Raw genomic sequence first — 16799 nt, forward strand, 5'->3', positions numbered from 1 at the left:
TTTGCCTCTGGTGACACGAACCGTGACAACACCCCGAGTTCGAAGCCCTGTTCACCACCTCACTGCTCGCTGTGAAACGGAATGAGCCGACCTGAGCCCCTCTGGTTCCGGACCCCATCGATGAGACCGAAGCCCAGGACCTGGCTGCCCGGCCTTGCACCATGCGCCCGGCCGCCTCGATTTGGGCTCCTCCGGTGAGCACCTTGACTTCGGTCTGCCCGCGATGGTCACGCGGCAGCCGGGCCTTCCTCGCTCACGCTCATTACTGGTTGGCGATGACCGGGTGGAGATAGAAGCTCTCGTTCGGGGCGGGGAACCTCCCGAACTGGTCGGGCCACTGGATGACCCATGCGCCGTCGCCCCGGTCGTTGTTGCGGATGTTCGCGTACAGCCCGGTGGCGTTGTTCCTCAACAGCGTCAGGTTCGGCATCCGCGAGTCCGGGTGCTCCAGGGTGAAGTTCTGGGTGTCGCGCTGGTTGCCGCCGGAGCCGGGGACCCCGTCGATGTCGTGGCAGTCCCAGATGTTGAGGTAGTCGCCCCAGCCGGACTGCTGTCCGCGGTTGACGTCGAGGCACTTGCCGCTGTCACTGCTCATGATCCGGTACATCATGTGCCCGGTTGAGGCCGAGGTGCCGATGGCCTGGAGGCGCCAGCGCTGGTTGACCGCTCCGTTGGCGTGGTACTGGATCACGTGCGTGCCGTTGGTGTCGTTGCCCTGGAAGACGTCCAGCAGGCGGTCGCTGTTGTCGGCGTGGATGGTCAGCTCGGGCGGCAGGGCGCCGGCCCGCAGCGCGGAGAAGTAGACCGGCCAGTGGTCGCTGCCGCGGTTGTCCCCGACGGTGGCCTGCCAGTCCTCGGTGTCCACGTTGCTGATCATGTAGTCGAGTTCGTTGCCGCTCTGCTGGGTGGCCTGGCCGCTGTTGTAGATGCGGGCGTCCGCGGGGAGGCCGAGCAGACGTGCCCGGTCCGGAGTGAGGTTGAAGTCGCCGAGGACGGCCCAGTGGTTGAGCCCGCGGCCGTTGGCTTCGTCGGCGACGTCCTGGACGAGCGGGCGTACGTCGAACCCGTTGCCGGACGCGGCGTGGATGGACGCGAACGCGACGTCGTCGGTGGGGCGGGTGACCATCAGCGCCGGGCGGTACATGCCCTCGATCTCCACCACCTCGCCCGGGGCCCACGCCGTGGCGATCGCCAGGTTCCGCGACGTTGTGTACAGGATGTAGAGCTGCCGGGTCACCCCGCGGGCGATGGTCCACTCGTAGTGGTCGATGGTGTTGCCGATGGTGCCGATGTAGCGCGCTCCGGCCGGCGGTTCGTTCGGCACCTCCTGGAGGGCGAGCACGGTGTTGTCCTGGGCGATGGCCGCCGCGCCCTGCCAGCGGTCGCGGCCGACCTGCATGTTCCAGGTGGCGACGCGGTTGGTTTCCGGGTTGGCCGCGTGCGCGGTGCCGCCGGTGGCCAGCAGGCCGCACAGGCAGGCGAGCGTGAAGAGTGCGGCGGTCAGGCGGCGCAGTAAGAGCATGGGACGAAGACTCCTTGAGCTTGATTGGTTGACTGTGTGTAAGTCGTGTGCCGGCGATTTCCGACGCCGCCGGCACACGACTGTGTTCACGCGGATACCGGCACGGGGCTCAGCGGGTGGCGGCTGCGGCTTCCTCCATGAGGAGTTCGACGACGTCCGGGTGACCGATCATCACGACGTGGGATGCGCCGCGGACCTCGACCACGCGGCGCGCGCCGGCCCGCTGGTAATCCCACCGCTCGACAGCCGCCGGAATCGCCTTGTCGACGCCGGCGACCACGCTCCAGGAGGGAATGGTGCGCCGGCCTCATTGGTCGCGAAGGCGAAGGCGGAGGCGCTGAAGGCCGTTGCTCAGCGGCCACCAGTTGGGTCTCCCTCTTGGACAGGTCGGCGGCGAAGACGTCGCGCAGCCGGTCGGCCTGAGTGTAGGGGCCGGTCCCCGTGGCGCCGTCGGGGTAGCGGCCGATGAGCTTGTCGAGCTTCGTCCCCGACGTTGGGGGACCGAAGGAGGCGGTGTAGACCAGGGCCTTGACGTTCGGGTTGCCTGCGGCGGGTGTGCGGCGGCTGCGGCGCCGCGGCGGACCGGGGCCGGCGGGTCCGGGGACGGCGTGCCGGGGCCAGTGGCCGCGGGACGTTCAGCGCCCGCCGCCCGGCCCTTGGGCGGGCGGCGGACGCTGCCGGGGTGCGGTCTTCGGATGTGGTCAGCCGGTGGCGGCCTGCTTGATCAAGTTGGCGACGGTGGCGGGCTGGGAGACGTAGACGGCGTGGCTGGCGGCCACCTCCACGGTCTGCGCGCCGATCCGCTCGGCCATGGCGCGCTGAGCCGGGGGTGGGATCATGCGGTCGTCGGTGGCCACCAGGTACCAGGCGGGTTTGGTGCGCCAGGCCGGGGTGGAAACCGCTCCGCCGGCCGCGTCCACGCCCCAGGGGAGCTGCGAGTCGGCCATGAACTCGGCCTGGGCGGGCCGCAGGTCGCCGGCGAAGGAGTCGGCGAACTTGTCGCGGTCCAGGAGCAGGAAGCCCTCGTTCGGCGGCAGGATCGGCGGGACCGCAGCGCCGGGCGGCGGGTCGGCGATCAGGGAGTTGACCGACTCGCCCTTGTCGGGCGCGAACGCGGCGATGTAGGCCAGCGCCGTCACCTTCTCATGGTTGCCGGCCTCGGTGATCACCACTCCGCCGTAGGAGTGGCCGACCAGGGTCACCGGTCCCGGCTGGGCGTCGATGACCTGCCGGGTGACGGCCACGTCGCCGTCCAGCGAGAGGGTGGGGTTCTGCACGACGGCCACGGTGTAGCCGTCGCCCTTCAGGGCCTCGTACACCCCCTGCCATCCCGAACCGTCCACGAATCCTCCGTGGACGAGCACGACACTCCCGCGCGGTGCGCTGTCGCTCATCGTTCCTCCCGGTTTGTCCGGGCCGGGAATCGCGGCCCGTGCCGAGCACTGTAGGAACGCCACCGATGCCGTCGCCTCCGTCAAATGACTTATTTCCGAGGCTGTTACGTCAAGAGCGGTGCAGCTTCTCCAGTGCGTCACGCAGGCCCGCCCGTGAGGTCACGCCCAGTTTGGGGAACGCCTGGTAGAGGTGGGTGGAGACGGTGCGCGGGGACAGGAAGAGCTTCTCGGCGATCTGCTTGTTGGACAGGCCGGCCGCGGCCAGGGCCACGATCTCCCGCTGCTGAGGGGTCAGGGCCTTTCCGGGGAGGGCGCGCACCGGGCTGCCGCAGGCGCGCAGTTCCTGCTCGGCCCGGGCGGACCAGGGCTCGGCGCCCAGCCGCCGGAAGACCTCAGCGGCCGCGCGCAGGTGGCGGCGGGCCCGGGCCGGGGCCTGTCCGCGCCGCAGGCGCTCACCGTGGAGCAGGCGGATGCGGGCGTGGTCGAAGGGCCACCGCTCGCCGCCCTCGACGGCCAGCGCCTCGCCGAACCCCCGGGATGCTTCGCTGTCGTCCTCCGCCGCCAGGGCGGCGCATGCACCCAGGACCATGCGCAGGCGCGGTGACACGGCGTCGAGACCGGCGTCCCCGGCCGCCCGGACATGTTCAAGGGCCTTGTCCCGCCGGCCGGTTCGCACCGCCGCCTCCGCCAGGTCGAGGAACGACCACAGGGCGTGTCCGGTGAACGGCGCCAGGGTGCCGGCCGGGGTGATCCGGCACGTCTGGTGGTACGCCTCGTCGAAATCCCCCTGGGACAGGGCGATGAGCGTCTTGGCGTGCGCGGCATAGCAGGTGATGGCGTGGGCGCGGCGGGATCCGCCCCACTGGTCCATCTGATCGGCGAACGCGCGGGCGGTGGGGAAGTCCCCGCAGGCCGCGGCCACGCAGGCGAGCACGAACTTCCCGGTCCAGGAGCGCAGCGGATAGTGGTACTCCTCGCACAGTGCCAGCCCGTCGCCGACCACCTGGCGCAGTTCAGCCCACTGGCCGGTGAACCAGGCGTGGCTGCCCCACAGGAACGAGGCCTGGATGGCGGGGAAGTTGTTCTCCCCGGTACGGCCGCCCCGCGCGGTGCGCCGCAGCGGCTCGTCCACGGCGCCAAGGCGGTCCGCGTACGCGCCGGCGGTGCCGATCCGTACGATCCGGACCGGGTCGGAGGTGCCGGGCAGTGCTTCGACGGCGGCGTCGAGAGCGGCCCAGTCCGACGGGAGAGCGCGGGCCGGGTCGGCGAAGGTGGCCCGTAACAGCCGCAGGGTGTCCGGGACGGCGGTGCACTTCGCCGCCGCCGCGTCGTATCCGGCCCACAGATCCCTTCTGGCTCCGTAGACGCACACGATCAGCAAGGTGGACAGTGCTTCGAGCACGGTCCCGTCGGCCGGGTCGTACGGTTCGGGCTGGAGGGCGATCGCGCCGGACAGCAGACGGTGGGCGGTGTCGACGTCGCCGTAGCTGTTGAGCAGGTACAGCGCGGTGGCCACCGCGCCGGCCAGGGACGCGCCGTCCGGGGCGGCCTGGCGGGCATCGTCCAGCAGGCGGGGCACGTCGCGTACCCCGCCGGTGAGGATCGTGCCGAGGTACGCCGCCTGGGCCAGCCGCCGGGCCTGTTCGGCGGCCGCCGGACTCAGTGCGGCAGCGCGTACGAGCGCTGCCACCGCATTGGGCCCGTCGCCGCGCCGGGCGCTGACGCCGGCGGCGTCTTCGAGCAGGGCGGCGATCTGCTCGTCGGGCTCGACCGCGGCCTGGGCCAGGTGCCAGGCCCGCTGTTCGAGGACGCCGGTCCAGGCCTCTGCGAGCGCCCGGTGGGCGCTGCGGCGCTGGTCGCTGGTGGACAGGTCCACCACCGCGGAGCGCATGAGCGAGTGCCGGAACGCCAGCCGCCCGGTGGCGTCGTCGACATGGACGAGCCGGAGTCGCTCTGCGGGGGCCAAGTGCTTCAGGCCGCACCGTCCTTCCACTGCCCGGCGCACGATCAGCAGGTTGCCGCTGCCCTCCAGCGCCGCCACGAGCAGCAGGTGCCGGGTGGGCGCGGGTAAGCCCGTGATCCGGGAGGCGAACGTCGCCTGCAGGCGCTGGGTCAGCGGAATGCGTTTGGGCAGGGCGTGGGACGCGGTGCGCTGTGAGTCGGTGAGGGCGGCGGGAAGCTCCAGGAGCGCCAGCGGATTGCCCTCGGCGTCAGCCATCAGCCGGCGGCGCACGCGCGGGGCCAGCGCCGGGAAGCGCCGACTGAGCAGTTCCTCGGACGCGGCCTCGCTGAGTGGCCCCAGCTCGTGCAGCGGAAGCCCGCTGTGGTCGAAGAAGCTCTCGTCGCCAAGCCGGACCGAGCACAGCGTGCCCGCACCGGAGTTCGGGAGCCGGCGCACCACCCGGCCCAGGATGGCGGCACTGGCCCGGTCCAGCCACTGCGCGTCGTCCAGGACCAGCAGCACCGGCTGTTTGCGGGACAGCTCCGCTACCAGAGTGACGACGGCCTCGGCAACCGCGTCCTGCCCGGGTGCCCTGCCCCGCTTGAAGTCCAGGGCCGCGGCGAGGGCGGGCAGATCCGCCACTGCCGCCCGGCTTTCGGGCACCGACGTCAGCAACTGCCGCAGTGCGCCGTAGCTGGTCTGCGCCCGGTACTGCACGCCCGTCGCGTGCAGCACCTGCATCCCCGCGGACTCGGCCTCCTGGGCGACGGCGGCCAGCAGCGCCGTCTTGCCGACGCCCGGCTCGCCGAGCACCACCAGCGACCCGCCCATGCGTGGAACGCCGGTCAGAAAGGCACCGAACAGCTCCATCTCGGCCTCGCGGCCGACCAGTGCGTGCCCCGCGACGCGGGCATGCTTCGCGGGAGGCGCGGTGCAATCGGTGCTGCGGTGGTCCATCCCCACACCCCTTGGCGATCGTCGTCGGCGGCAGACATGTGCTTGTGGGGGAGAACAGGTTCGATCACAAAGCAGGGCACATTCGCTGTGCGGTCTCCGCTGTAGGCGTCCCCCGTACGCCGACTCCAGCATGGAACGCGACGGCCGACCTCGGAAGCCCCACCGCAGTCAGCACCGTCGGTGCGGCGATCGCTGTGCTTCCTCCAATACGGACATAGCGACTTCGGCGGCGCACATCATGGGCTCCTCCACGAGATCAACCGGCCCGGCGGGCACCCGCGCCGGAGCGCCGTCTTACGCCACAGCCCGACTGCTTCGGCAGGAGCATGGACGCAGCTATCCGCGTGCATATGCTGCTCGGGCCAGAGGAGTGGATGAGATGAGTCCGGAAGGCATGGTCGGCCTGCGGGCGACCATCGACGATGTCCGGATGGTTCTCCGCTCTCTGAGCGGCGACGAATGGGCTGCCCCGAGCGCCGCCACCGGCTGGTCAGTCAAGTACGTCGCCACTCATATGGCTGATTTGCTGAGCATCCTGATGTCTGCGGTCAGGGGTGAACTGGACACCGACCTCGGCATTGAGTGGCTCAACGACGTGCACGCGACCGAGAGGGCCGATTGGACTCCCGACGACGTGCTTGAGGACTTCACACGTCAGTCTGCTGAAGCCCTGTCGGTTTTCGACACGTTGTAGAACGAGCCGTATGCCTCCACGCAGGCGCCGTACCTCGACTTGGGAACGTATCCCCTGCACACCATGGCCGAAGTGTGCGCTGCCCGCGTGACCGCCTGCGGGTCGCCAACTACTGATTGGGTTGTTGGCCGTGGGTGGGGCGGGGTCACACCTGGCCGACGCCGGATTTTGTCTTTCCCGGTTGGCGTCCGTCATACGGGTCATCGAGTGCCGCCGTTCGACGGATGCAGCGGTCGGGTCCGATGCGGCTGTCGTCCGGCTGGGACACCTTCCTTGCGGGTGCGCCGGGGGATAGGTCCCGGCCCGAAGAGGAACCCGGTGTCGTGCGGGTTCCGACCCGTCGTTCACCTGGGTGGTTGAAGGAAGGACTCTCGACGTGCCTGATCCCGTCGTCCTCATCACGGGCGCGCTCACCGGTATCGGCCGCGCCACCGCCTTCGCTTACGCCCGGCAAGGCGCAAACCTTGTGGTCTCCGGCCGCCACGAGGACGTGGGTGGGCAGCTTGCCAGGGAACTGGCCGACCTCGGCGCCCCGGCCGAGTTCGTGCGTGCCGATGTCCGCTTCGACGCCGATGTGAAGGACCTCTTCGACCGTGCGGTCGTGCGGTTCGGGCGGATCGATGTCGCCTTCAACAACGCCGGCACCGAGGGAACCCCCGGCCCTGTCACCGAGGTGACCGACGAGGCTTACCAGGCCACCTTCGATACCAACGTCAAGGGAACGCTGCTGTGCCTGAAGCATGAGTTCCGGGTCATGAGGGAACAGGGCGGCGGCAGCATCGTCAACGTCAGCTCCACCTTCGGCCTGATGGGTTATCCCGGGGCAACCTTGTACGCCGGGAGCAAGCATGCCGTCGTCGGCATCACCAAGGCGGCCGCACTCGAAGGCGCCGCTCACGGTATCCGGGTCAACGCGGTTGCGCCCGGCTACACCCAGACCGCTATGTACGAGCGGTTCACCGGCGACGACACGGGTCGTGCCGCGGTCGATTCGGTGCTGCCCATGCACCGGGCAGGCACCCCGGAGGAGATCGCCGAGGCCGTCCAGTTCCTGGGTTCGGACAAGGCGAGCTACATCACCGGGCACATCCTCCTTGTCGACGGCGGCCTCATGGCGGGCGGGCCCCTGTTCCCGAGCTCGTGAACCGCGAGGTCGCTGGTAGGTCGGCCAGTTGAGTATGCCGATTCCGTCACATGGGCCGACTGTTGTCGCACATGAGCCGACTGTTGTTGCAGCGTCGACGGTTCGGCGGGCTCCAGTTGCGCCCTGGTCGTGCGCACCACAGGCTGCCTCTATGGACCACACCCCAGAAACCAGTGTGCTACCCATTCTGGTGACAGGCGCGGCGGGCAGTGTCGGCGCCGTTGGGCGCTCCGTGGTCGAAGGCCTTCGGCATCGGGGGCTGCCCGTCCGGGCCATGGTGCGCCGCGATGACGAGCGGGCGGAGGCGCTGCGCGCGACGGGCGCCGAGATGGTCGTCGGGGACCTGACGCGTGCCGGCGACGTCGCCGACGCCTTGGCAGGTTGTGGACGTATCTACTTCGGCATGGGCGTGTCGGCGCAGTATCTGGAGGCTGCCGTGACGGTGGCGGCCACCGCGCGTGCGTACGGATCCCTGGAAGTGTTCGTGAACATGTCGCAGCTGACTGTCTCCGAGATGGACCTCACCAGCACCTCCGAGTCCGTGCAGCAGCGGCAGCAGTGGCTGGTGGAGCAGGTCCTCGGCTGGTCGGGCCTGCCCGTCGTCCAGGTCAGGCCCACCGTGTTCATGGAGAACCCGCTGTTCCGTGTGGGCTTTTCCTCGATCGCGAAGTACGGAAGCATCAGGCTGCCCTTCGGCCGGGCGAAAACTTCCCCTGTGGCGGCCGGGGACGTCGCCGCGGTCGTGGAGGAGATCCTGGCCGATCCTGCCCCGCACGTCGGCCGGATCCATGAGCTGACCGGCCCGCGCTCGGAGGACGTCGCTGCCATGGCGGCGGAGGTTTCCGCAGCCCTGGGCCGACCGGTCGGTTACATCGACGTCCCCTTGCAGGAATGGATCGACGACGATCTCAGGCCATTGGGGCTGCCCGACCATGTCTTCCAGCACATCTCCACCATGGCTCGCCTTCACGCGGAGAATCGGTACGACCGCAAGGCGGACGGGGTCGAGCAGGTCATCGGGCGGCCTCCTTCGGGGGTAGCCGATTACGTCCGTGAGAACCCCGGCCTGTTCAGCCCCTGAAACCACATACGCCTTGGCGAGCCGGCCATCGCCGTGGAGCGCGGGCTGCGACCCGGCAGCAAGGTCGGCCTCCTTCTCGTCCGCCCCTGATAGCCGCCGGAAGACGTGGTGTTCCCCGGATTCGGTGATCGCCATACGCATCGCGACGGAAAGTACCCGGCTCATGAGTGACGAGCTTCTCGATCTGGCCATCGCCACCGCCGGTGGCCAAGAACCCTGGGACACCTTGTGCGGCCTGAACATCGACATCTCCATCGGCGGCCCGATCTGGGCGTCGAAGGGCTGGCCGCCGGACAAGACGTTCGACCAGATCCTGACCCTCGACACAGTCAGAGAGCACATCGTATTCACCCCGTTCACCCGCCCCGCCCAGCGGATGGTCTTCGACGCCGCCGACCGCGTCACCATGCAGACCCTCGACGGCGAACCGCTCGAGACCCTCGCCCCCGCACGCGCCAGCTTCAAGGGAACGCTGGCGAAGGGCGCCTGACAGGCATCTGCCCTGGTCAGGCGCCCTTCTGCTGTGTCTAGAAGAAGCCGAGCTTCTTCGGCGAGTACGACACCAGCAGGTTCTTCGTCTGCTGGTGGTACAGCAGTTGCACCCAAGCTGACCAGGGGAAACAGCAGTTGGTGCGGCTCACTGGAGGGGTCTGGTCCGGAAATGGTCCGGATCTTGGTCCGTCTCGGCTTGCGCAAGGGGTTGCTGCTGGGCGGGGCCTCCTCGGCCCGGCGCTGTGATCGGCAGTGCGACGAGCTGGATTCCGCCGGGGACCTCCCCCGTTTGCCGAGCACGGGTCGGCGGGTTCAGATGTCCAGGCGGCGGCGCCGGGTAGGCCGTTGAGGAGTCGGTCGCCTTTCGGCCTTCGGCCCTCAATGAGTCGCAGCGGAACCGTTCGGACGCCACGGCGGCGGAAGCAGGAGCGGCAACCAGGAGCAGGGCGGCGCTCACCCCGGCGGACGACGCAGCACGCCGCCCTGCAGCGGATCTTCTGCCCCGTCGTGCTCGCTGCTGAGGCTGGTAGCGCCTGGTGACCACGTGATTCCGATGAATCTTCGACCAACACCTGAGTTCAGGCGCTAATGTGCCGACATCACCATAGAAGCAGGGGAACTCACGTGAATCTTGACCCGTCACAGCTCTTCGACGACTCGGTCACCTGGCTCCTCCAGGCCCTCAAGGCCGGCACGGGCGAGGGCATCAAGGCTGCTGTAGCTCGGTGGTTCTCCCGGGGGGACGATGATGCCGAGCAAACCGTCCTCAGCCGCCTGGACCGTACGGCTGACGTGCTTGGCGCTGCTCCCGAAGGTCCGGAAGGCGAGGGCGTACTCAATAGTCAGCATGAGCGTTGGGTCGGCCGGTTCGAGGATGCCTACAGTGACTGGGACGGGGACCAACAAGCAGTTGCTCTCGAGGAGTTGAGGTCTCTCCTTGAGGAGCACGCACGGGCCGTTGGCGCGCAGTCGGGCGACGGTGGAGTCTCAGTGGCCGGAAACATGAGTATCAAGGCCGAAGGCGGTTCCATCGCTGCAGCCATCATCAACGGCGGAGCAAGCATCGGCTCCCCTTCCTAGCCGACTTCGGCACAGAGCTGAACGAAGCCACGGCCACCTCCAGCCAGGCGCCAGTATTTCCGGACCTGGCTCAGCTCCCTTCTGATGCGCGTTTGATCTTTGCGCAGGATCGTTCGATGGCGGCTGAGAAGGTCGTCATCTACAACTTCCCTCCCTCCCACACGCCGGCGCCCCCGCTGCCAGCTGTCAGCAAGTCCTTCGCGTCCTGGGAAGTGGGTGAACTCAGCGTCAAACCATCCATCGGGGAGGGGCTACCCCCGTACGTCGAGCGGGCCCACGACCTCGAGCTGCGTCAGTGCCTGAGAAAGATCAGGAACGGCTCCTCCTCAGTTGTCGTGATCGAGGGAAACTCCTGTGCCGGGAAAACACGCGCAGCCTACGAAGGCGCCGGTACAGAACTGCACGACTGGGCGCTCCTCTATCCTCACTCAGCTGACGGCCTCAGGCAGGCGGCAGTAAAGGGGCTGGTCAGACCACGAACCATCATTTGGCTCGACGACGCCTACAGCACTGTCCTTGCCGATCGGGACGGCGAGGAGGCCGCCGCTCTGCTCCTGACGCTCAAAGATGCCGTGAGCCACCTGGCGATCGTCGTCACCATCTGGCCCGGCCACTACGAAAAGCTCACCGGCGCCGCCCCTGCCTCCGAGGGGCAGGACCGCCTTGCTCGGCGCCGGACGCTTCTTCAGGCCAGCCACCGCGTCACCGTCCCCGACACCTTCACCGACCGCGAGCTCGATGACTTCCAACGCCGGGTCACCGACCCGCAGTGGGTGCAGGCGGCAGACAGCGCCCGTGGTACGCAGGAGTTGACCCAGACGCTGGCCGCCGCAGTAGAACTCATGCACCGCTACCGCCGCAGCGACCACCCCGGCAAGGCCCTGGTGACCGCAGCAGCTGACCTCCGCCGGCTCGGAGTGCGCGAACCCATTCCAGTGCGCACCCTCACCGCAGCAGCACCCGGCTACCTGACCTCGCACGCGCGCATGAAACTCGTCGGCGACTGGGCAGCAACCGCACTCGCCTGGGCGCGAGAACCCTGCCATGGCGTGTGCCCTGCCCTGCCGCCCGTCCTGCACCCCGACGGCTTCGGACCGGACCCGGACCGATGCGACCTCAATGACTATCTGGAGCAGCACATTGCCGAGGAGCGTGCCTTCACCGCCCCTCCTTCCCCCTTCTGGCAGGCCGCGCTGACGGCGGATCTCGGCGGTCTCTCCTATGCGAAGTTGGGCACCGCAGCCTTCTCCAGCGCCCGGTTCAAGATCGCTCGTGATCTGTACATCAAGGCACTTGAGCGTCACCACACACCTGCGTTCAGTGACCTCTGCGTCCTCTATAGCGAGACGGGAATGATCCACACGCGGCGCGGAATCGACGAGCTCCTTGCGCTGTGCGAACCGATTGAGGACGGCGGCGAAAGCGCCTTTCATCTGGGCACCGACATCGGCTATGTCGCGACGGGGCAGGTGGACGCCGAGTACCGAGAGAGGAGTGCCGAACTCGCGACGGCGCTGCTCGAGCGCGCTGCTGAGGCAGGCCACGAGCTTGCTAGGACCGCCCTCGTCATGATGTACGAGGATCTCGGCCAGCTGGATGAGGCGGCCGCGGTGGCGCGGGTAGCGGATACCCCAGAAGCCCAGCAGGAGCATCCAGCATCGCTCTTGCATCAGGCGGCGGAGGGCGACGCGGACGCGCTGCACGAACTGAAGAGGCTCGCACACACCGGCGGACCCCGCTGGCATGCCCTCGTGGCAACGGCCTTCGACGTGCCCTCCCGTCTGTGCGCGTGGCCTTCCAAGCTGAGCAAGCAAGGGGAGCGGGACCTGGCCCGGCAACTCCTGGATGCCGGCGTCGCCGCGAAGTCCGCTGCGGCTCTGGGCATGTTGCTCGACTTCCTGGACCGCCCAGAGGATCAGCAGGAGGCAGCGGCCCTCAAACGTTCGGCAGCAGAAACCGATCCACACTTCTTGTTCCAGCTGTTCATGGAACTGTGGCCCGAGCGCCGACGCGAGGCACTCGCACTGCTCAGCAGAGCACGCCGTCAGCGCCAGCACGGGGCCGTGCGGATCGTCGTCCGGCATCTACACAAGATCCCCAGTGCACGCCACACTGCTGAAGACATCGCCCACATTCTGGCCATGAGAGACCGGCAACCCTGGGCACAGTACGAACTGGCCTTGTGGATGTACGAGCGACTCGAAACAACTGAGGAGGGACTGCCCCCGCTGGAGAGCATTCCCGACGAGGTGTTCGCGCTCATGGAAGCTGCAGCGGCTCATCACCAAGACGCACGCCGCTTGTGGGGACAGCTCCTGAGTCGCATGGGGAGGGAGTACGAAGCCCGCGAGGCCCTGTTCGCCGCTGTCGACAGCGGCGACTACACCATCGTCACCCACGGCGAACTCGGTGAGCACCTGTTCCCAAACCAGCCGACCAAGGCCGAGCAGTTGAAGATGTACGGCCTTACCGCTGAGGGAGAGCCACACGACGTCTGGTAGTCCAACGACCAGGAGCTACGGCCATCCACTGCTCGACCAGTTGCCCGCGATCGAGTCCGCTCATCCATCTCAGAGCCCGACTAAAGGGTGTTGCAGAAGCCTATGATCAGGCAGTGGGAGCGGTGTTCGGGCCTGCTTCTCGGGATCAGTCCGGAAGGCTCTACCCAATGGGCCCGCGTCGGGATCCGCTTGCCCGTTACCCGGCTTGCAGCGTACGAGCGCTTTGATCAAACGTGCATGCTACGGAGCCACAGGCCGCCGGTGTCAAACGCCCTTCAGGGCTCCTCCGCGCTCAGTAGGATCACCGGCAGAGTGGGGCGGGAGGCGCACGGGGTGGGGAGCAGCGGTATGGCAGCGGGGGGCTGGCGACCGTCGGCGGAGCGTGCGCGGCAGCGCCGGTCGGCCGCTGTGCGCAGGCGTGTGCACGAGAAGGCGTTGGTCGAGGTGCGCGGCTGTCTGCGGGACTGGGACGACGGCCGTGATGCGGCCCGCGAGGCCAAGGCCGTGGCCGAAACGATCATCGCGCCCGAGTACGAGGGCCGGGTGCTCATCGAGTTGTTGCAGAACGCGCACGACGCGCACCCGGCCAGAGCCACCGACGGACGCATCGAGATCCGGTTGGACGAGGACGAGGGTGAGCACGGCACCCTTTATGTGGCCAATCGCGGCAAGCCGTTCGGCGGCAAGAACTTCAAGGACCTGTGCAGCATCGCCCTTTCCAGCAAGCGTGCCGACGCCGGGATCGGCCACAAGGGCGTCGGTTTCAAGAGCGTGCTGCACCTGTGCGACGCGCCCGAGGTCTACAGCGTGGCCAGGGAGGGGTCCCGGCTCCTCGACGGGTTCACCTTCCGGTTCGCCCGGCTCGACGACTACGACGCGCTCGCCCGGGAGGTGGCGCCCGAACGCGACGGTTTCGCCGACTACTTGAAGGAAAACCTGCTCACGCTGAAGGTGCCAGTCTTCCTGGAGGAGCCGCCGAAGACCGTCCAAGGCTTCGCGCGCCGGGGCTTTGTCACCGTCATCCGTCTGCCGTTGAAGTCGGCCGACGCGCGCTCGGCCGCCGGGGCGCAGGTGCGGGAACTCATGGACGACAACGCCCCGTTCGAGCTGTTCCTCGACCGGCTGGAGCGTGTCCGGCTGGAGTGGCGGGCCGCGGGGGAGACCCGGCGCAGGACGTATGACCGTCAGGTGGAGGTGATGCACCACGCCCGTGGCCTGAAGGTGCAGCAGATCACCTTGCGTCGGCGGATGCGACTGATCGTCGTCTGTGGGAAGGCCGCCCCGGACCGCGCACGGGAGGCGCTCGCCGCGTCGATCGAGAAGAGCGGGATGCGACGCGACTGGATGGCCTGGGAGAAGAAGGCCGAGGTACGGGTCGCCGTACCGGTTGGCGATCCCTTGCGGGACGGGCGGCTCTACGCCTTCCTGCCGATGGGCGAGCAGATCTCGGCACCCGTCCGCGGCTATGTCCACGCACCGTTCTTCGCGGAGATGAACCGTCGTTCGTTCAACGAGGCGGTGCCATGGAACGGCCTGCTGCTCGACACCGTGGCTGAGGTGTGCGCCCGCGCGGTGCTCGCCGCGGCGGATGGGCGGGCATCCATTCCGCGTGGCGCGCTCGTCGACCTGATGTGCTGGCAGCCCAAGGCACTGGCGCGGCTGACGTCTGCCTTCCAACGGCTAGACAATGGCATCGCCCACGTGCCGTTCATCCCGGTGATCGGAACGACACCCGGGGCTCGCACCTCCCTGCACCGTGCCCTTCTGTGGGAAGGGAAGGACGGCTCCACGGTCTTCACCCCGCACGCCGTCGCCGCCACGGGGGTCATGGATCTCCTCGACCCGCATCTGCACCCCACTCGGTTGCGGTGGCTGGCGTCCCTGGCCAGGAGCGTGGGCATGCGCCTCGAACCCCCCACAGAGCGCCTCGCGTTGTGGGCGGAAGGGCTCGCCGAGGCCGCCGTACGTGACACCTTTGATCCCGGATGGTGGGCGGACTTCTACTACGACCTCTCCCAGGCGTTCCCTGACGGCTCGGCCCTGACCGGCAAGCGGATCGTCATTACTTCCAGTTCGACGACGGCACCGGCCGGCGCGGATGGCGTCTTCTTCGACCGCGACACTCCGCAGGGCGGCTCCCTGCCGACACTGCCCGACGGCCTGTCCGACCGCCTGCACTTCGTGCATGAGGGCATCGCCTGGTCCGGCAAGGGCCGCAAGCGCAGAGCCCAGGGCCGCAAGTGGCTCAGGACCGCGAACCTCGTCCACGACTACGGCGCCGACCGGGTGCTCGCGGTCGTCGCAGCCGCACTGAGCGCGGACAGCGAGGACAACGACGTACGCTTGGCCTGCCTCCGCTACGCCTGCGCGGTCTCCCACGCTCTGGAGACGGAGGGCCGCAGGGCTCCCGTCCTGGGGAATCTCCACGTACTGACCCGGGCCGGCTGGATCGACGCGAGCCGTGCCATGTTCGGGACGGGATGGCCCGCCGAGCACTCCTCCGTCGACGACACCCTGACCCGATTCCTGGAGCGCGTCCGGGAACTGTCTCCCGTGCTCACCCAGACGGAAGGACGGCTCCTCGTCCGCCCCGACGAGCTATGCGGCGACGCGATCCCCGTGGAGGCCATGCGACGCTTCCTCGAACGGCACCACGTCGCTCATGGCCTCCGTCCCCGGTACGAGACCTTCCGCACCAGTGTCAGGGGAGACACCCTTAACCGGCCCTCCCGTTTCTGGGCCCCGGAGCGGCCGGATCTGCTGCCGCAGTGGCGGACGAGCGCCGAGCGCTGGCGGAACCGGCGTAGGGTCGGCTACATCAGCGTGGAGTACCACTCACGCTCCCGTGCCGCGGCCATGCTGCCCGGTCAGGACGACTACGCCGCCTTCTGCGAAGAGGACCGCAGACTCTACGCGGAGCTCATCGTGCACGGCCTCGCCTTCGCCTGGGCCGACTCCGCACTGGAGATGCAGTTCGTACGCCACAGCGATCCCGCCGGGACGCCCTGGCCCACTCCGCTGTCCGCCTTCCTCACCCACGCACCGTGGATCCCGCAGACGGCCGCCCCGAGCGCCACCTCGGCGGGGACCGTGTTCGCCACCGCCGGCACGGCCTGGTGGTGGCACGGCACGCAGCCCCCGCCCCAGTTCCTCAGCGTGGTGCCGGCTTCCTTGCGCAGCAGGCGGTCCGCCAAGCTCGTGGCACGGCTCGGCCTGCTCGGCATCCGCTCCTGGGACGATCCCGGCACCGCGCTCGACCGGCTCCGCCACCTGCCGGACCTGGTGCAGGCCAACGTCCACCTCAGGGAAGGAAGACTCGCGCACGAGATCGGACGGGAGTACGAGAAGGCGTGGGCGCAGCTGCTGCCGGCGGAGGGCGGGATGCGCACCGCCGACGGCGGGCAGCCCGCGGCGCCGCGCCGGCTGCTGGTGACCCGCGCTGGTGCCCTCGCCTCGCTGGACCCGGCGGAGACGGATGAGACGGTCTTCGTCCCGGATCTTGATGGGGCCCAGAACCGAGCTCTTCTGGACCGGGTCCCCGTGCCCGTGATCCCGGTACGGGACAGGGCACTGGGCGGCCGGGTCCACGCTTTCCTCCAACGGAGGACTACGTTCGACGTCCAGCGGTGCGGCGAGGCCGCGCACGACATCCAGGCCGACGGATTGCCCGTCCGTGACGCACCGCATGTGCCGTTGACGGAGTACGCGGGATCCTGGCTGCTCACCCTGGTCGCGGCCCTGGTGGAGTTCGACGAGGAAAGAGCGTCCCGTCCGGAGCCCGTGGCCGCGGCCGACGTGGCCGGCCTACTGCATCGCTGCGACGTGACCGTGGCCGGCGAGGCCGTCCTCTGGATCGCCGGCCACCGGCTCACCGAGCACGGAGCGGACCGAGCCCTGCTGCACCCGCACCCAGACCGGCCCCGTGTGGTCGTCGTGCACAGCGAGCCGCGTACCGGCTGGCGAGTGCTCCGCACCGCAGCCCCCGCCGTGGC

10 protein-coding genes and 1 pseudogene are annotated in these 16799 nt (G+C 68.8%); 6 read left to right on the top strand and 5 right to left on the bottom strand.

From position 1 onward, the window contains the following. Window positions 1-262: 262 nt before the first annotated feature. The 4 genes from ABD858_RS33780 to ABD858_RS33795 form a co-directional block, all read right to left on the bottom strand. The gene (locus tag ABD858_RS33780; protein ID WP_345033748.1) at window positions 263-1522 is read right to left on the bottom strand and encodes an RICIN domain-containing protein; all 1260 of its coding nucleotides are present in this window, start codon (window positions 1520-1522) and stop codon (window positions 263-265) included. 109 nt (window positions 1523-1631) lie between these two features. Further along, window positions 1632-1802 carry a hypothetical protein gene (locus ABD858_RS33785; RefSeq protein WP_345033747.1) on the bottom strand — a complete coding sequence of 57 codons (171 nt, stop codon included), beginning with the start codon at window positions 1800-1802 and terminating at the stop codon, window positions 1632-1634. Window positions 1803-2223: 421 nt separating this feature from the next. Continuing rightward, complete coding sequence (locus tag ABD858_RS33790; RefSeq protein WP_345033746.1) at window positions 2224-2916, bottom strand: alpha/beta fold hydrolase; 693 nt, start codon at window positions 2914-2916, stop codon at window positions 2224-2226. A 109-nt stretch (window positions 2917-3025) separates the two neighbouring features. Further along, the gene (locus tag ABD858_RS33795; RefSeq protein ID WP_345033744.1) at window positions 3026-5815 is read right to left on the bottom strand and encodes a helix-turn-helix transcriptional regulator; all 2790 of its coding nucleotides are present in this window, start codon (window positions 5813-5815) and stop codon (window positions 3026-3028) included. A 379-nt stretch (window positions 5816-6194) separates the two neighbouring features. Here ABD858_RS33795 and ABD858_RS33800 point away from each other — a divergent pair, with 379 nt between their 5' ends. The 4 genes from ABD858_RS33800 (at window position 6195) to ABD858_RS33815 (ending at window position 9224) form a co-directional block, all read left to right on the top strand. Beyond that, the gene (locus ABD858_RS33800) at window positions 6195-6509 is read left to right on the top strand and encodes a maleylpyruvate isomerase N-terminal domain-containing protein (RefSeq protein WP_345033743.1); all 315 of its coding nucleotides are present in this window, start codon (window positions 6195-6197) and stop codon (window positions 6507-6509) included. 376 nt (window positions 6510-6885) lie between these two features. Beyond that, window positions 6886-7653, top strand: coding sequence for an SDR family NAD(P)-dependent oxidoreductase (locus ABD858_RS33805; RefSeq protein ID WP_345033742.1), 768 nt, complete (start codon window positions 6886-6888; stop codon window positions 7651-7653). A gap of 151 nt (window positions 7654-7804) precedes the next feature. Continuing rightward, on the top strand, window positions 7805-8734 hold the full coding sequence (locus ABD858_RS33810; RefSeq protein ID WP_345033741.1) for an NAD(P)H-binding protein: 930 nt from the start codon (window positions 7805-7807) through the stop codon (window positions 8732-8734). 163 nt (window positions 8735-8897) lie between these two features. Further along, on the top strand, window positions 8898-9224 hold the full coding sequence (locus ABD858_RS33815) for a hypothetical protein (protein WP_345033739.1): 327 nt from the start codon (window positions 8898-8900) through the stop codon (window positions 9222-9224). Between the two features lie 641 nt (window positions 9225-9865). On the opposite strand, the gene ABD858_RS33820 is transcribed toward ABD858_RS33815, so the two are convergent. Beyond that, complete coding sequence (locus tag ABD858_RS33820; protein WP_345033738.1) at window positions 9866-10075, bottom strand: hypothetical protein; 210 nt, start codon at window positions 10073-10075, stop codon at window positions 9866-9868. Window positions 10076-10422: 347 nt separating this feature from the next. Here ABD858_RS33820 and ABD858_RS33825 point away from each other — a divergent pair, with 347 nt between their 5' ends. Both ABD858_RS33825 and ABD858_RS37025 read left to right on the top strand, forming a co-directional pair. After that, window positions 10423-12807 carry a hypothetical protein gene (locus ABD858_RS33825; protein ID WP_345033737.1) on the top strand — a complete coding sequence of 795 codons (2385 nt, stop codon included), beginning with the start codon at window positions 10423-10425 and terminating at the stop codon, window positions 12805-12807. 348 nt (window positions 12808-13155) lie between these two features. Then, a pseudogene (locus ABD858_RS37025) lies at window positions 13156-13599 on the top strand (ATP-binding protein); the annotation flags it as partial. Between the last annotated feature and the right edge of the window lie 3200 nt (window positions 13600-16799).

The organism is Streptomyces sannanensis, assembly GCF_039536205.1.
Taxonomy (GTDB): Bacteria; Actinomycetota; Actinomycetes; order Streptomycetales; family Streptomycetaceae; genus Streptomyces; species Streptomyces sannanensis.